This is a genomic window from Cryobacterium sp. TS_SC_7 (assembly GCF_056156285.1).
In genome coordinates this window covers 1,794,858-1,810,997 of record NZ_CM149589.1, presented here as the reverse complement: position 1 = coordinate 1,810,997, position 16,140 = coordinate 1,794,858, and the positions used below count along the sequence as shown (strand labels likewise).

Annotated in this window: 15 protein-coding genes; 7 read left to right on the top strand and 8 right to left on the bottom strand. The window is 68.2% G+C overall.

Annotation, left to right across the window (positions count from 1 at the left end):
• Positions 1-15: 15 nt before the first annotated feature.
• Complete coding sequence (locus tag AC0J5J_RS08410) at positions 16-813, bottom strand: IclR family transcriptional regulator (protein WP_474897483.1); 798 nt, start codon at positions 811-813, stop codon at positions 16-18.
• Between the two features lie 177 nt (positions 814-990).
• Between AC0J5J_RS08410 and AC0J5J_RS08405 the strand changes: the two genes are divergently transcribed.
• The 3 genes from AC0J5J_RS08405 to AC0J5J_RS08395 are packed head-to-tail and all read left to right on the top strand — an operon-like array spanning position 991 to position 3,602.
• Entirely contained in the window at positions 991-1,707 is a 717-nt protein-coding gene (locus tag AC0J5J_RS08405) for a CoA transferase subunit A (RefSeq protein ID WP_134425175.1), read from the top strand.
• Between the two features lie 48 nt (positions 1,708-1,755).
• Positions 1,756-2,412, top strand: a complete 657-nt coding sequence (locus tag AC0J5J_RS08400) for a CoA transferase subunit B (protein WP_134425174.1) — start codon at positions 1,756-1,758, stop codon at positions 2,410-2,412.
• Entirely contained in the window at positions 2,409-3,602 is a 1,194-nt protein-coding gene (locus AC0J5J_RS08395; RefSeq protein ID WP_134425173.1) for an acetyl-CoA acetyltransferase, read from the top strand. Before AC0J5J_RS08400 ends, AC0J5J_RS08395 begins: the two co-directional genes overlap by 4 nt.
• Before the next feature lie 27 nt (positions 3,603-3,629).
• Here AC0J5J_RS08395 and AC0J5J_RS08390 read toward each other — a convergent pair whose 3' ends face one another.
• A complete protein-coding gene (locus AC0J5J_RS08390) occupies positions 3,630-4,463 on the bottom strand; it encodes a shikimate 5-dehydrogenase (RefSeq protein ID WP_134425172.1) in 834 nt (277 codons plus the stop codon).
• A 211-nt stretch (positions 4,464-4,674) separates the two neighbouring features.
• Between AC0J5J_RS08390 and AC0J5J_RS08385 the strand changes: the two genes are divergently transcribed.
• Positions 4,675-7,584, top strand: coding sequence for a putative bifunctional diguanylate cyclase/phosphodiesterase (locus tag AC0J5J_RS08385; RefSeq protein WP_474897481.1), 2,910 nt, complete (start codon positions 4,675-4,677; stop codon positions 7,582-7,584).
• 94 nt (positions 7,585-7,678) lie between these two features.
• Here the strand turns inward: AC0J5J_RS08385 and AC0J5J_RS08380 are convergent, their stop codons facing one another.
• The 3 genes from AC0J5J_RS08380 to AC0J5J_RS08370 are packed head-to-tail and all read right to left on the bottom strand — an operon-like array spanning position 7,679 to position 9,220.
• Entirely contained in the window at positions 7,679-8,059 is a 381-nt protein-coding gene (locus tag AC0J5J_RS08380) for a hypothetical protein (protein WP_134425170.1), read from the bottom strand.
• Positions 8,052-8,645: a hypothetical protein gene (locus tag AC0J5J_RS08375; RefSeq protein WP_241972803.1), complete on the bottom strand. Its 594-nt coding sequence runs from the start codon at positions 8,643-8,645 to the stop codon at positions 8,052-8,054. Before AC0J5J_RS08375 ends, AC0J5J_RS08380 begins: the two co-directional genes overlap by 8 nt.
• Positions 8,642-9,220: an RNA polymerase sigma factor gene (locus tag AC0J5J_RS08370; protein ID WP_474897480.1), complete on the bottom strand. Its 579-nt coding sequence runs from the start codon at positions 9,218-9,220 to the stop codon at positions 8,642-8,644. The genes AC0J5J_RS08375 and AC0J5J_RS08370 overlap by 4 nt, the downstream gene beginning before the upstream one ends.
• A 121-nt stretch (positions 9,221-9,341) precedes the next feature.
• On the opposite strand from AC0J5J_RS08370, the gene AC0J5J_RS08365 reads away from it, so the two are divergent.
• Positions 9,342-9,575: a hypothetical protein gene (locus AC0J5J_RS08365; protein ID WP_474897478.1), complete on the top strand. Its 234-nt coding sequence runs from the start codon at positions 9,342-9,344 to the stop codon at positions 9,573-9,575.
• 125 nt (positions 9,576-9,700) lie between these two features.
• On the opposite strand, the gene AC0J5J_RS08360 is transcribed toward AC0J5J_RS08365, so the two are convergent.
• The 3 genes from AC0J5J_RS08360 to AC0J5J_RS08350 all read right to left on the bottom strand — a co-directional run bounded on the left by AC0J5J_RS08360 (position 9,701) and on the right by AC0J5J_RS08350 (position 13,046).
• A complete protein-coding gene (locus tag AC0J5J_RS08360) occupies positions 9,701-10,675 on the bottom strand; it encodes a magnesium transporter CorA family protein (RefSeq protein ID WP_134425166.1) in 975 nt (324 codons plus the stop codon).
• 48 nt (positions 10,676-10,723) lie between these two features.
• Positions 10,724-12,214, bottom strand: coding sequence for a sucrose phosphorylase (gene gtfA / locus AC0J5J_RS08355; RefSeq protein WP_134425165.1), 1,491 nt, complete (start codon positions 12,212-12,214; stop codon positions 10,724-10,726).
• 445 nt (positions 12,215-12,659) lie between these two features.
• Positions 12,660-13,046, bottom strand: a complete 387-nt coding sequence (locus tag AC0J5J_RS08350) for a hypothetical protein (RefSeq protein WP_474897476.1) — start codon at positions 13,044-13,046, stop codon at positions 12,660-12,662.
• Between the two features lie 112 nt (positions 13,047-13,158).
• Here AC0J5J_RS08350 and AC0J5J_RS08345 point away from each other — a divergent pair, with 112 nt between their 5' ends.
• Complete coding sequence (locus tag AC0J5J_RS08345) at positions 13,159-13,902, top strand: TetR/AcrR family transcriptional regulator (protein WP_474897474.1); 744 nt, start codon at positions 13,159-13,161, stop codon at positions 13,900-13,902.
• An 82-nt stretch (positions 13,903-13,984) separates the two neighbouring features.
• Positions 13,985-16,120: a 3-hydroxyacyl-CoA dehydrogenase NAD-binding domain-containing protein gene (locus tag AC0J5J_RS08340; protein ID WP_474897472.1), complete on the top strand. Its 2,136-nt coding sequence runs from the start codon at positions 13,985-13,987 to the stop codon at positions 16,118-16,120.
• The last annotated feature ends 20 nt before the right edge of the window (positions 16,121-16,140 follow it).

The window sequence follows — 16,140 nt, the reverse complement described above, 5'->3', positions numbered from 1 at the left end:
GCGACCCAGCAGGCCCTAAACGCGGGCGCGCTGCAGCGACTGGGTGATGCGGCTGGCCTCCTCGAGCAGCAGTTGGCCGAGCACCACGCGTCGATCCGGCGCGAAGCGACGCTCGATGCCGGTCAGTGACAGCGCCCAGCCGGGCTGGCCGGATCGGTCGAAGATCGCGGCCCCCATTCCCCAACTGCCCTCGAGGATGAGCCCCGGGTTCACTGAATAGCCGGTGATCCGGGTCTGTTCCAGATTGGCACGGATGGCCGCGGGCGAGTGCTTCTCACCCCACCGCTCGACGAAGGCGTCGTCCTGCACCAGGAACTGCTCGATCTCTGTCTCCGGCAGATAGGCGAGGATGGCCAACCCCGCCGAGGCGACTCCCAGCGGCAGTCGCAGACCCTCGTGCAGCACGAAGGAGCGAATCGGAAAGCTGCCTTCCTCGCGCAGCAGGCACACGGTTTCGGCGCCGCGCCGGATGGAGAGGAATGCGCTCTCGCCGGTCTCCTCGGCCAGCCGCAGCAGGCTGGGTCGGGCAAGCTCCTCGATCGGGTAGCGGTGGGCGGCGACCGTGCCCATCACGAAGATCTCGGGGCCGTAGTGCCAGGTGTGCCTGACCGGGTTGTGGTCGAGCAGGCCCTCGGCGGCGAGGGAGCTCAGCAGCCGGTGCACGGTGGGGCGGGTCAGCCCGGAGTCCCGCACGATCTCGGCCAGGGGTGTGCCGGCGGGATTGCGCCCTACGAGCTGCAGGATGCGGGCGATCCGGGTGACCACCTGGGCTCCCTGCACGGGCACGGACTGCGGGGATTTGATGCCGGTCACGGTGGACTCCTGTCCATAATGTGGATTCAAGTGAGCCTAGTGCTCATGGCGTGGATGCTCAACGAATTCCGCTTTGTTGTTGCGATTGACAGTCCCTTTCGCGGCCCCCTAACATGACCAACGGAAGTCGTGTCCACAAGGTGGATACATTTACGGATACTCAACGAGGAGAATTCCATGACCAAGGTCCGGTCCAGCGCACGTGAAGCTCTCGGAGACGTGCTCCGCGACGGCATGACTCTCGCCGTCGGGGGCTTCGGCCTCAGCGGTATCCCGGCCGACCTGATCGACGCCGTGCGGGCATCCGGTGTGAAGGATCTCACCGTGGTGTCCAACAACATGGGCGTCGACGGCAAGGGCCTCGGCGTGCTGCTCGAGGCCGGTCAGGTGCGACGCGTGATCGCCTCCTACGTGGGCGAGAACAGGCTCTTCGCCGAGCAGCTGCTCGACGGTCGGCTCGAGGTGGAGTTCAGCCCGCAGGGAACCCTGGCGGAACGGCTCCGCGCGGGCGGGGCCGGCATCCCCGCGTTCTACACGAAGACGGGCGTGGGTACCCTGATCGCCGAGGGCAAGCCGCTGGCCGACTTCGACGGGGAGACCTATCTGCAGGAACGGGCGATCATCGCGGATGTCTCCCTCGTGCATGCCTACCGGGCCGACACCGAGGGCAATCTCGTCTACCGCTATACCGCCCGCAACTTCAACCCCGTAGTGGCCGCGGCGGGCCGCGTGACGATCGCCGAGGCCGAGGTCATCGTGGAACGCGGCGAGATCGATCCGCACGACGTCGTGACTCCGGGGGTGTTCGTGCAGCGGCTGGTGCAGGCCTCGAATCGGGTCAAGGACATCGAGCAGCGCACGGTGCGCCCCCGCCCCGCCGCAATGCCGGCCTGATACGCATCCGACTTCACCGACCACCCACCGACTGCAGGGAGCAAGACCATGGCATGGACGCGCGACGAGATGGCTGCAATCGCGGCCGAAGAACTGAGCGACGGCGACTACGTGAACCTGGGCATCGGCATCCCGACGCTCGTCGCCAACAACCTGCCCGAGGGGGTGCAGGTGACGCTGCAGAGTGAGAACGGGCTGCTCGGCATGGGCCCGTTCCCGTTCGAGGGCGAGGAGGACGCCGACCTCATCAACGCCGGCAAGCAGACCGTCACGGTGCAGCCCGGCGGCTCCATCTTCGACTCCTCGGCCTCGTTCGGCATGATTCGTGGCGGTCATATCAAGGTGGCCATTCTCGGGGCCATGCAGGTGTCGGGCCGGGGAGACCTGGCCAACTGGACCATCCCGGGCAAGATGGTCAAGGGCATGGGCGGTGCGATGGACCTCGTCGCGGGAACGCCTCGCGTGGTCGTGCTCACCGAGCACACGGCCAGGGACGGCTCGCCCAAAATCGTCAATGAGTGCAGCCTCCCCCTGACCGGCCTCAAGGTCGTCGACCGCATCATCTCCGATATCGCAGTCTTCGATGTGACGGATGCCGGACTCCTCCTGCGCCGTCTGGCTCCCGGCGTCAGCATCGAGGAGGTTCGGGCGGCGACAGAGCCGGACTTCACCGTCGCCGCCGACCTGAACGGGGTGGCCGCATGAGCCTGCGCGAGCAGTTCGGCACGGATGTGCTGCTGGCCGGCTGGGGCCACAGCCGCTTCGGCAAGCTCACGGACGAGACCCTGGAATCCCTGATCGTGCAGGTGGCCTCCGAAGCGATCGCCAACGCCGGCGTCCAACCCGCCGACATCGACGAGATCTTCCTCGGCCAGTTCAACTCGGGTCTGCTTCCGCTCGGCTTCCCCTCATCCCTGGTGCTGCAGACCGACCCGGCCCTGGCGAACGTGCCGGCCACCCGGGTGGAGAACGCCTGCGCCTCGGGCTCGGCGGCGTTCCAGCAGGGCGTGAAGTCGATCCTGGCGGGCACCGCCCGCACGGTGCTCGTGGTCGGAGCCGAAAAGATGACCCAGGCCGCACCCGAACTTGTCGGTTCGGCACTGCTCGGCGCCGATTACGACATGGCCGGCAAGCGCTCGACGACGGGATTCGCCGGGCTCTTCGCCACGGTCGCCCAGGCCTACGAGGAACGCTACGGCGCCGTCGGGGACGTGCTCGGGTCGATCGCGGCCAAGAACCACCGCAATGGCGTGGCCAATCCCTACGCCCAGCTGCGCAAGGACCTCGGTGAAGAGTTCTGCCGCACCGTCTCGGACAGGAACCCGATGGTGGCCAGCCCGTTGCGCCGCACCGACTGCTCCCCGGTCTCCGATGGGGCTGCCGCCGTGGTGCTGACCTCTGAGCGGTTCCGCTCGGGCAGCGCGGCAACCGTGCCCGTGCGCCTGGCCGGCTTCGGCCAGGCCAACGATTTCCTGCCGGCCGCGCGGCGTGACCCCACCGAATTCGCGGCCACCCGCGTCTCCTTCGAACGTGCCCTCGCGATGGCCGGCGTGGGGCTGGACGACATCGACTTCGCCGAGGTGCACGACTGTTTCACCATCGCGGAACTGATCATGTACGAGGTCATGGGTCTCACCGAACCGGGGCAGGGCCGTCGGGCCGTCGAGGAGGGCTGGGTGTTCCGTGGCGGCAGGATGCCCGTGAACATCTCCGGCGGGCTCAAGGCCAAGGGGCACCCGGTCGGCGCCACCGGGGTTTCCCAGCACGTGGTGTCGGCCATGCAGCTGACCGGTACGGCGGGGGAGATGCAGCTGCCGGATCCGCGCCGGGCCGTCGTGCAGAACATGGGTGGTGTAGGGATCGCCAACTACGTCAGCGTGCTGGAGCAGGTCTAGCGGTGAAGGGCGGAGCCCCGCCCCTCACTACGCCATATGGGTGCGGGCGAAGGCGGATGCCTCGGCGACCTGCTCCGGAGTCGGGCGCACCCCGGTGTAGCGCTCGAACTGCTCCGCCGCCTGCAGGGCGATGACCTCGGCGCCCGTGATCACCACTTTGCCGGCCGCCCGCGCGGCCAGAATGAGCGGAGTCTCCGCGGGCAGAGCGACCACGTCGAAAACGGTGGTCGCCTCGGCGATGGCCTCGGCAGAATAGGACAGGTCGTTCGCCTCGGCCCCACCCGTCATCCCGATCGGGGTGACGTTCACCAGCAGGGGCGCGGACAGCCCGGCCGGCTCCGCCGCCCACCGGTAGCCGAGCTCGGTGGCGAGAGCCTGCCCCCGCGTCTTGTTCCGGGCGATCAGGGTGCCGTTTTCGAATCCGGAATCGCGGAAGGCGGCAGCGACGGCCTTCGCCATGCCGCCGCTGCCGCGCAGCAGGAACGGGGTGGCCGGATCGATGCCGCGCGCGTGAATCAGGTCGGCCGCGGCGATGTAGTCGGTGTTCGACGCCCGCAGGCAGCCGTCGTCGTTCACGATCGTGTTGATCGACTGAATCGCGCTCGCCGAGGCATCCATCTCGTCGACCAGGGCGATCACGTCTTCCTTGAACGGCATCGACACCGAACAGCCACGGATGCCCAGCGCCCGTACCCCACCGATCGCCGACGCGAGATTCGCCGTCGTGAACGCTTTGTAGACGAAATCGAGCCCCAGCTCGGCATAGAGGTAGTTGTGGAAGCGGGTGCCGAAGTTGCTGGGCCGGGCTGCGAGCGAGATGCAGAGGCGGGTGTCTTTGTTGAGCAGGGGCTGCGAGGTCATGCGTCCCAGTTTACGAGCGCACCGTTGCCATCCCGCGATAGCGGCGCCGAGCTCGCCCCGTGCGGTCGAGCCCTGGCGGTACGCCGGTCGAACTCGACCGGATCTGCCGATCTCGGCGCCGGGGGCGGGCGCCCCATCCGTCCCGCAACACGAGTATGCCCTTGCCGTCCGCCGCCGATAGAGTCTGTCGTAGGAGGCTGGGGGTCAGACGATGGATGCAGAGCCGCGCGAGACAGCGAGCACGACGATCAGCCTGCTGCTGCGCTACGTCCGCGAGCAGGGCGGCGACGGGGCCGTGGCCGAAGTGCTCGACCGGGCTGGTGTGCAGCAGGATGCTGCGGCCTTGGAGGCCACGTCGATGTGGGTCGGGTACGACACACGCATCCGGCTGTTCGAGGCTGCGACGGCGGTTCTGGGCGACGCGACGACCATGTTCGCCGTGGGCGCCAGCGCGGTCAGCGAGAACATCCCGCCCGTGCTCGTGCAGCTCCTGAGCCTGTTCGCCTCGCCCAGTGCGGTGTATCGCCAGATGCCGCGGATTGTGCCCAAGTTCACCACGACTTCCACGATCGATGCAATCGAGGTCGGACGCACCTCGGCCCACCTGCGCTACCGCCTCCACGACGGGTATCGCCCGTCCCGACTGGACTGCCAATACGCCCAGGGGCTGTTCTCCGCCGTCACGGCAAGCTTCGGGCTTGCGCCCGCGGAGGTCAGCCACCCGGAATGCCAGTCGGACGGCTACCCGGCCTGCGAATATGTGCTGACGTGGTCGACGCGGGTGCGCTGGCGGGCGTGGCGCACCCGGAACCGGCTGGTTGCCGCCGCCCTGGACGTTCTCCGGAACAAGGTGCGTGAGGTGCAGTCGGCCGCCGCCGACCTCGTCAGCAGCGACGACGTCGACGAGGTGCTCGCGCGGATCGTCGATCGGGCTGCCTCTGCGGTGCTTGCTCCGGGGTACCTGCTTCTGATCGAATCCGACGGTGATGGTGCGCCGCTGGTTCGCCATCGCGGGCTCAGTGACACCGTTGCCGACGGCCTCGTGACACAGATGTTGCGTGGCGAGTACCTGGGCGAGCATGCGCTGGTCGTCGACATCGCCTCCAACCGCAGGACCCACGGCCGCCTGGCCGCACTGTTTGCGCAGGGACAGGCCCCGATGCCCGGAGACCGGGCTCTTCTGGAGGCCTACGCCGGGCACGCCGCGGCAGCCCTCGACCTGTTCACCGCGCTCGACGAATCACGCCGGGAGGGGCTGCGAACGGCCGCGCTGCTCGGCCTCGCGCACCGACTGGCCACGAGCGACGGCGTCGAGGCGATCGCCGGGGTGCTCACGGCGGCCCTCCCGACGATCGTCGAATGCGACGCGGCCTCGGTGCTGCTGTGGGACGCCGAAATCGGCGTGCTTCGTCCGGCCTCGGTCGTCGGCTTCGAGCCGGCTGTTCGAGACCACTTTCTGAGCGTCGCACTGACGGTGGAGCAGACCCCGGAGTTGCTCGGGGTGCTCCAGCGGCAGGAACTCGTGGTCTTCACCGCGGACACGGCCAGCCCGGCCCTGGCTGTGCTGCTGCGTGATGTCGGGGCACACACCGTCGTGGCGGTTCCGCTTCTGGCCGGCGACACCCTGATGGGGGTGGCCACGGTCAGCTGGACCGGAGCGGTCTCAGCCTCGGTCCTGGCGGAGGCCAGCGCCCTGCTCGAGGGCGTCGGTCACCAGGGGGCGACCGCCATGCAGAAGGCCCGGCTGCTCGCCACGGTTCGGCACCAGTCACAGCACGACGCCCTGACGGGCCTGCCGAATCGTGTCCTCTTCGCCGCAGAGCTGCACACTGCACTAGCGGAGGGTCAGAACCACACCACCACGGCGGTCCTGTTCTGCGACCTTGACAACTTCAAGCGCGTGAACGACCGCCTGGGTCACCGGGTCGGCGATGAGCTGCTGCGGCAGGTCGCGATGCGACTGCGCGCGGAGGTCCGCAGCGGTGACGTGATCGGACGGCTCGGGGGTGACGAGTTCGCGGTCCTGGTCACAGGCCTGGAGGGAGAGGCTGCGGCCATCGACCTGGCCCGTCGGGCGGTGGACCGCCTGAACCTCCCCTTCCACCTCGCCGGCCAGGATCTTCGGATCTCTGCCAGCGTGGGCGTGGCCGTGCACACGGGACAGGGAGGCCGCGGAGAGCGCCTGCTCGACGAAGCCGACGGCGCGATGTACACGGCGAAGAGAACCGGACGCAACCAGATCGCCCTCGCGGGACGCCAGGAGCCGGGGGTCGCCGACACGTCCCTGCCGCTGGAACTGGCGTGCGCCCTGGACGAGAACCAGATGAGGCTGCACTTCCAGCCGGTGGTCGACATCTCCCGCGCGGGGGAGGAGAGCGTGGTCGGCGCGGAGGCTCTCATCCGCTGGGAGCACCCCCGCCTGGGTCTCCTGGCTCCGGCCGCGTTCCTTCCGGTGGCTCAGGAGACGGGTCTGATCACTGACCTGGACCTGTGGGTTGTCGGCGCCGCCTGTGCCGCCCTGGCCGGCTGGCCGCAGCGGGCAGGGCGACCGTACGGCGTCGCGGTCAACCTCGACGCCGCCACGCTGCTCGACCGAAGACTGGTTCCCACGGTTCGTGCCGCCCTCAACCGGCATTCCCTCGAGCCGGAGCGGCTCATTCTGGAGGTTGTGGAGAGCAGCGCCCTCATCGACACCCCTCGCATCGTCGAACGCCTGGTGGAATTGCGTCGCCTGGGCATCCATATCTCACTGGACGACTTCGGGACCGGTTTTTCGACGCTCGCCTGGCTGAACAGCCTGCCGGTCGATCAGATCAAGATCGACCGCAGCTTCATCATGAATCTGCCTGACTCCGCCTCCGTGCCGCTCGTGCAGGGAATCCTGGCGCTCGCGTCCAAGCTTGGCGTCGAGGTGGTCGCCGAGGGTGTGGAGACCCTCGACCAACTCGAAATTCTGCGTGCCAGCGGATGCGTGCTGGCCCAGGGCTACCTGCTGGGTCGCCCGAGCGCGACCTTCGACCCGGCCAGCATGCGGTCCGTGGCGCCCGCCCGCCCTGCCCAGCGCCAGGCGCGCATCCCGGCGGGGACAGCCCCCACGAATTCGACGGAGATTCTGCCGTAAACACCCTCACAGCCGTGGAAACGGGCGCTGGAAGGCGAAATCTCCGTCGAATTGGTTCGGGCCGAGCGGGCCGGCCCGGCGTGCTGCGGCGGGGTCAGTCGATGCGGGCGACGCTGACGGCGATCTCGGCCACGTCCGGGTTGCCGTTCTGCTCGAGCTGATCCGTGATCGCGTCGTGCACGCGACGACTCACATCGATCGCCGTGTAGGGGGCGTTGACTCCGATCTTGACCGCGATCTCCAGGCCGGCCTTCTTCTCGTCGACCGAGACGGAACTGTTCGATTTCTGCTCGCCGGTCACGGCTTCGACGGTGGTGGCGATCACCGTTTTGACCACGGCCGCGACGAGCGGCGCCGCCGAGTACAGCTCATCCACGCCGGGGACGGCCAGCACCACCTTGTCGAGCCGGTCGGGAAGCGTGGACGACGTTCCGGGGTCGGTCGACACCGGGTCCGGCGAAGGGGCGTCACTCATCACTGCTCGCTTTCGCCGGTGGGACAAAGGGTTGGTACAGATCGCGGATGGTGATGTCGATGGCCTCGACCGCGAGCTCGGTGTGCTGGCGCAGCGCGGCGTAGAGCGCCTCCCGGAGCTGATCGGCGAGCGATGCGATGATCTCGCCCTCTAGGACCGTGGCATCCACGCGCACCGTGATGGGTGCGCCCGGCTCGGTGACATCGCCGTCGAGGTGGCACCGTCCGACGATGATGTTCGGCACGCTGTCGCCGGCGGCACGCAGGATGCCGCGCACCGCGCCTTCGGTCACGCTCAGGCGAGCGGTCGGCGAGGAGTGACTGATCGGGATATCGCGGCCTGCGCGGGCCTCGAGGCTGATGTGTTGCAGAATCGAGCTGACCCAGCTGTCCTCGCGCTCGGATTCACGTTGAGCGTCTTTGAGGAGCAGGTCGCGGTGCACGCTGCGCAGTCGCTGCATCCCGTTCAGTGCGGTCTGGCACTCGGGGGAGCCTTCGATGCTCGGATCGGCCGGGGTACGGTCCCGATCGAGGTAGTCGCTCAGCTCTTCGAAGGTGTGTCCGGCAAGCGCGTCGGAGGATGTCATCGCCATTCCTCCATCTCTTGGAGCAGTGTTTTTCGTGCACGGGCCAGTAAGCCGCGAACCGTCGAAACGGGGATCTCCAGTTCGGCAGCGATCTCGCCGTAGCTGCATTCCGCGAGTTCCCGCAGCATCCAGCAGCGGCGCTGGTCTTCGGGTAGTTCGGCAAGGACCCGAGTCAGTGCTTCGGTCTGCGACCCTGCCTCTGCCAGTCTATGGGGGGACTGCTGTGCGGGGGCTGGGGCGTCGGTGAGGTCGATGTTCACGTGCTGGCGCCGGGCGCGAACCCGGTCGACGCTCTTGCGGCTCACGATGCGCATCAACCAGCTCTTGACCGCGGCGCCGTTCTCGAGCGTGGGCAGTTGCTGCCAGGCCGTGATGAAGGACTCCTGAACGACGTCATCCATTTCATCGTTCGATCCCAGGACCCGGCTGGCGTAGACCCGCATCAACGGTCCGTAGCGACGAACCAGCACCTCGAACGCCCGCATGTCCCCGTCTGCGGCGCGATCGGAGAGGACCTGGTCGGGGAACGACTCGAGCGGAGACGCGACTGGTTCGCGGGTCGGGGTAGGTGGCATCGTCCGTTCGCCCTCCATTCACCAGCAAGAAAAACACATGACAGATCCGTGTGACAAATATCCCACAAACAACGTCCTATAACTGACAGCCTCTGTCACCCGCAGACCCGAAGGACGCCCGATGCTCTATCTACCCGCCGCCGATGACACTCGACCCGCCATCGCGATCGTGCCAACGTTCGATGCCCTGCTCGCCGGACCGGCCGACGATGACGCCGAAACCGGGGAGCCGGTGGCTGCGTCCCCGTATGTGTGGCGCACCCGCGCCTGGCTGCCCCCCACGAAACACCAGCGGAAAACCGACATCAGCGTGGCGAAGGCCGGCGCAATCGCCAAGGACACCGTCACGCACTGAACCACTCCCTCAAGACTGGCGCTCGGGCATCCGAGGCGCCGCATGACCGGGGGCCGCGATCGACAGGGGCGAAAAGCGGCCCCCACCACCTCACCGGCTCCGCGCCGTCCGCCCCGGTCGACCTCTCAGATCCAGTCGTTGCGTTTGAAGAGCACATAGAGCAGCGCCGAGAGGCCAACGATGAGCGCGGCCGAACTGTAGTAGCCCAGAGGTTGGGCGAAGCCCGGATACGGCACGTTCTGGCCATAGAAACCCGTGATGGCCGTGGGCACGGCGATGATGGCTGCATAGCCGGTGACCTTCTTGGTGATCACGTTCAGTCGGTTTCCCTGAATCGCCAGGTTCGCTTCGAGGATGCTGGTCGCCAGATCGCGCAGGCTCTCCGTCCATTCCATGGCCCGAAGCACGTGGTCGTACACGTCCTGGAAATACGGTCCCATTTCGTCCTGGAGCAGATGCAAGTCCCGCCGGAGCAGCGTGTTCACTACTTCGCGCATGGGAAGGATGATCCGCCGCAGCGTGACCAGGCTTTTCCGCAGTTGGAAAGAGCGGCGCTGCACCTGCTCCTGATCGGAATTAGGCAGGAAGAGCTGATCCTCGAGGTCCTCGATTTCATCGTCGAGGGCTTCAACCGCCTCGAAGTAGCCGTCGACGAGATAGTCGAGCAGACCGTGCAGCAGGTAGGACACACCGTTGCGAGCCAGATCGGGTGAAGAATCCCACCGGTTCACAACCGCAGCCAGGTCGAACTGTCCGTTGGTGTGCACGGTCACGAGCGCCCGGTCGGTGATGAACGCAGCGATTTCGTTCGTGGTCACCTTCGCCGTGGACGGCTCGATGTCGATGGAATACGCAGACAGGAACAGGTGGTCCGGGTACCGGTCGAGCTTCGGGCGCTGACGCAGGGTGAGAGCGTCTTCCACCGCCAGCTCGTGCAGCCCCAGCTCCCCGGCCAGCAGGGCCAGGTCGCTCTCGCCGGGATCGGACAGATCCACCCAGACGACGCTGTCGGGCAGGGCGAGATGCTCCGACACCTCGGCGAGGGGAAAGTCCTCATCGACGAGGGTGCCGTCGCGGTAACAGCGGGTTCGTGTGCGCACACCTCAGTCAAGCGCGCCGAACGGGTTGCGCCCGCGGGGCGCGCCGGATCAGTCGTTCGAGCCGACCCAGGCGGCGACGGATGCGACCGTGTCCAGCACCTGCGTGCGTCCGGCATCCGTCAGCTCGATGCGGAAGCTCGGTGAGCCCAGAGTCGTGGCCACCGTGAGGCGGGCGCTGGCGTCGGCCGCCGTCCAGAGGAGCTCGAGCCGGTCGCCGCCGACGGTGGACCAGGAGAAGTCTCCCGTGAATGCCGGGTGCGTGCTGCGGATGCGGGCCAGGCCCAGCTGGGCCCGGGTCACGTCGGTGGCAAGGGCTCGGTCGACCTCCTCCGCGGTGTAGACATGACGGTTCACATCGCGGCCGTTGCCGGTGCGCCCGAACAGCTCGGTGTCGTCGAGGCCGCCGAGCAGCCCGACGTAGTACACCTGGGGGCGGCCGGGGAGGAAGTGCTGCACGGCGCGGGCCAGGATGTACGGCACCTCCTCGCCGCCGAGAACGCTGAAGAACGTGGCGTTGATCTGGTGCGGCAGCGTGAACCACTCCGGAATGACGGATGCGATCGCGGAGTGGCCGTTCGTGGCGCGTTCCGCGCGGGCGAAGATGTCGACCATCTCGGCCTGGGTCAGCAGGCCCGGCTTGTCGCCGATCGGGCCGGCGTCGATGATGCCGATGCCGTCGTGGGTGTCGAGCACTGTGATGGCGTTCTCGGGGCGGATCTGGAACCAGTCGGCGAGGCGGTCGACGGTTCCGGTGCCGAGCGAGTGCAGCAGCAGGGGAGCCAGCGCGAAGTCGTAGACACGGTCGACCAGCGGGGCGATCGCGAGCTGCTGGCTGTAGTGCGCGTGAACCTCGACGAGCACCTCGAGGTTCTCCTCGTGGGCGAGGGCGACGACCGTGCGGGCGAACTCGAGGGTCTGCTCGGTCATGAAGCTGTCGGTGCCGGGGGTCTTCACGGCGTAACCGACGGCGTCGAGCCGCACAGTGGACACCCCGCCTCCGGCCAGCGTCTGCAGCACGCGGCGCAGGTAGGCGAGGGCGGCCGGGTGGTTGACGTCCAGGTCGACCTGGGTGGGCATGAAGGTCGTCCAGACCAGGTGGCGGCTGCCGTCGGCGCCCTGATAGGCGGTGAACGGAAGGCCGGGCCGGGGCCGGTAGAACGCCGTCACATCCTTCTCGGTTCCGCCGTTCGGGAACACGGTGTCAAAGGTGAGGAACATGCCCTCGTAGTCGGAGGCGGTGCCGTTGGCCAGCCAGTCGATGAACTCCACCGAGGAAGAAGACACGTGGTTGACGATCAGGTCCGCGGTGAGCCCGCGCGATCCGGCAAGGGCGCGCATATCGTCCCAGCTGCCGAGGCGGGCATCGACCGCCGCGTGGTCGATCGGGTCGAACCCGGCATCCGCGCCGTCGAAGGGTACGTAGAAAGGCAGAACGTGCACGCTGCCGAACGCGCGCAACGGCCCGTCCAGCACTGCCTGCAGGTCATGAATGGTGCCGCCGAGGCGATCGGCGTAGACGAGCAGTTCGACAGCGGTCATGTTCAACTCCGGTTCGATTCGGCGCCACCCGAAGAGGTGCCGATTCAGAAGTTACGGCACCGGGTCGGTCAGTGCAATTCCGGCCGCGTCAGGCCGGCGAATCCACCGACCTCGCCCCGGTTTCCGTGACCATGGCCGAGACGGCGTCGGGATGTCGGGATGACGGGGTGTGCCGGGCTTTATGCGCGCGGAGCGTCCTGGTCGCCGAGGTTGGTCCAGTGCTTCTCGGAGCCGCATTCCTCGCACTGGAACCAGATTTCTTCATCGGCAAGGGTGTCCGTTGACACGGCCCGAGTGCGCATTCGTCCGGCGCATGCGCCCTGCTGGCAGTGGGGATTGAAGTCCATGTGTGGAGCGCTCTCTCTCGGCGCAACCGCACCCTCGTTGATGACCGTGACGGAGACACTACTCCGATACGGCCCTCGCGACCAGAGCCTCGGTGGAACTACCCGCCGAAGCTCGCGAGGAGCAGGGGGAGGGTGTTCATGATCAGGCCGAGCACCAGCGCGGCAGCCCCGACGGCTGCGGGCCACATGCCGGCGGGCACGCCCAGGTGTCGCGCCCGCAAGCCGAAAGCCATAGCAGGAATGGTCGGCGCGATGAGAACGAGAACCGACGGGATTCCGGCCACCGCCACTACGCCGAGCGGGATCAGCTTCGTGCCGCCGCCCTCGTAACCCTGCAGGCTCAGCAGGGCGTCACCCAGAAGTATGGCTGCGACGAAGGACACCGGCAACAGGGCCACGAAAATCCAGGCGGTGATGAGGGCGCGGCGCCCGTGGCGGGGTGTCTGGTCCGCCGGAACATCGGCGTTCGTGCTTGACGTCGTCATGGTCGCTCCCCTGTCATTGCCAGACTGCCCGCCCGTCGCGCACCGAGCAAGGGAGAGTGGCTGGCCTCGCGGGGGCATCAGTTCGTGTATTCCGTGATAATTTCGCCAGATCATGTCAGACCTGCCTGTCGCCTCCTCCCGCCCTGCCGAGCCGGCACGACCGCCGCGGCCGCAGCAGTCGCTATCCCGAGTCGAGGTCGCCGATATCGCGGTTCGCCTGTTTCAGGAGCACGGCTATGAGGCCACCAGCACCGTGGACATCGCCGAGGCGGCCGGGATCTCGCGCAGCACCTTCTTCCGCCAGTTCCGGGCCAAGGAAGATGTGATCTTCGCCGACCACGCAGAACTGGTCGCGAGCATCGATGAGTACTTCCGGGTGTCGCACGCCGACCCCTGGCTGGCCGTGTGCGAGGCGGCCGCCATGGTCTTCGAGCGCTTCCGCGAGCGACTCGAGATCGTGCGGATCCGGGACCGGGTCCTGCGCGACACTCCCGTGCTGCGAGACCGGGAAACCATCATGGCCATCCGCTATGAACGGCTGTTCGCCAGCTACCTGCGCAGCGCCGTTCCCGAAGTGCCGCCTTTGACCGCGATCCGGTTCGCAGCGGCGGTGACCGCCACCCATAACTTCGTCCTGCGCCGGCTGATCCGGGCCGAGGACAACGTCGGCCGGTTCTCGCTGGCCGCCGAACTCGCCGAGGTGCGACGGCTCTTCCATCCGGATGCGGCGGCGCCGGCCCCGGAGGGGCGGTCCGCCGGCGAGCTGGTCGTCGCCGTCTTCCCGGCCGCAACGGACCCCGGAGTGCTGGCTCGCGCCATCGAGGAGCGCCTGCGCGCTCAGGTGCGTTCTCTCTGAGACTCAGTTTCACTTGACCTGAGACTGAGTGTCAGCTAGAACTTGTACTTAGGCATTTTTCTGACCGGCGCAAGGGGGCACCGTGCACGATGGGCTGAGCATACGAGTCGGCGTCACCACCCGACGGGTCGGGGGCCGACGGTTCGCCCTGGTGGGCTTCGCGCCTCCGCCCGGGATGATCCTCTCCTGGGGCTGGGAGGCGCTTGAGGCCCTCGGTGAAGCGGTGCGCTCGATCGACATCAGCCAGGTCGATGCGGTCGCTTTCACGGGAGAGGGCGCCGTGTTCGGCGCGGGAGCCGATCTGGGGCCCTTCCGTTTCGCCGCGTCCCCGGCCGACGGTGAGCGCATCGCCCGCGCCGGCTACCTGGTCCTGGACGACATCAGCCGTCTGGGCGTGCCCACCTTCGCCTTCCTGAACGGGACCGCCCTGGGCGGCGCCCTCGAACTGGCCCTGCGCACCGACTACCGCACCGTGGCCCGGTCGGCCCGCAGTTTCGGGTTGCCCGAGGTTCGATTGGGTCTCGTGCCGGGCTGGGGTGGCCTGTCCTCCCTCGCTGACCTCGTCGGAGTCGACGACGCCGCGGACATCGCGATCTCCCGCTCGCTCTCCGGCCGGTCCCTCACGGCCGTCGAGGCCTGCGATCGAGGTCTCGCTGATGTGATCGTCGCTGACGAGGGCTTCCTCGAGGCGTCGCTCGACTGGGCCGCCCGGACCCTTGCCGACCCGCTGACTCTCGCCCCCACATCCGCGGCGGTGCCCGACGTCTGGGATCCGGCGGCCGTGCGTGCCGGCGTCGCCCGACGGATCTCCGGCGCCATCCCCGCAGTCGAGGCGGCACTGGGACTGCTGGCCATCTGGCATTCCCGCCGAGCGGGCGCATCCGCAACGACCGACTCGGGAGCGCTGGAAACCGCGCCCGGCCTGACCCGCACGGCCGCGCGACGGGCCCGGGGAGCCGATCCGGTGGAGGCCGAGACCATCGAGGCGTTCGGCGCGCTGCTGCACAGCGACGAGTGCCGCGCCGCCGTCTACGCGTTCTACGCCCTTCAGTCCGCCCAGAAACGCAGCAGCCGTGCCGGGACCGGTCGGGAGCCGACCCGCGTGGGGGTCGTCGGCGGCGGGCTGATGGCCACCCAGCTCGCACTGCTGTTCGCCGACCGCCTGAATGTTCCCGTGCGGATCACCGACCTCACGCCCGACCGGGTGAGCCAGGCGATCGACCGCATCACCGACCAGCTCCAGCGTGCCGTGACCCGGGGAACCCGCACGGCCGCGGACAGCGCCCGGATCGCCGCCCTGGTGTCCGGCACCAGCCAGGTCGCCGACTTCGCCGACTGCGACATCGTGATCGAGGCGGTCTTCGAAGACCTCGAGATCAAACGGGACGTCTGGGCGTCGGTCGAACATGTCGTCACCAGTGACACCCTGCTCCTCACCAACACGTCGTCGCTCGGGATCGCAGATCAGGGTGCGCAGCTGAACCACCCGGAACGGTTGATCGGCTTTCACTTCTTCAACCCGGTCACGGTGCTGCCGCTGGTCGAGATCGTGCGGGCACCCCGCACCAGCGCGGAGACCGTCGACGCGGCCTTCGCGCTCGCCGTTCGGCTCGGCAAGACCGCGGTGCTGGTGGCGGACTCGTCCGGGTTCGTCGTCAACCGCCTGATCACCCGCTGGTTCAGCGACACGCTCGCCCTCATCGACGCCGGAGCGGACGCCGAGATCGTCGACGCGGCCCTCGTCGGTGACGGGTTCCCGATGACGCCGCTCACGCTCATCCGTCACATCGGACCGGCCGTGCAACTGCACATCCTCGACACCCTGCACCAGGGCTTCGCCGACCGGTTCACGGTGAGCCCGAGCCTGCAGCGGATCGTGCAGCTCTCGCTGCCCGGCTATATCGGGCCCGACGGCCGGCTCACGGCCGCCGCCGCCGCCGCGGTCGAGGAGATCCTGCCCCCGGCCGCCGCCCGCCCGCCCGTGCCCACCGACCCGGCCGTCGTGCGCCTCGGACTACTGCGGGGTCTGGCCGACGAAGTCGGGCGGATGCTCGCCGACGGCACCGTGCAGAGCCCCGCCGACATCGACGCCTGCATGATCCTCGGGGCGAACTACCCGCACCACACCGGCGGGCTGACCCCGCTGCTCGACCGCTCGGGAGCCTCCCTGGCGGCCCGCGGCGCCCTGTTCCACCCGGCCGGCGTGGCCGGCGTATGAGCTTCGAATCCGTCCTCCAC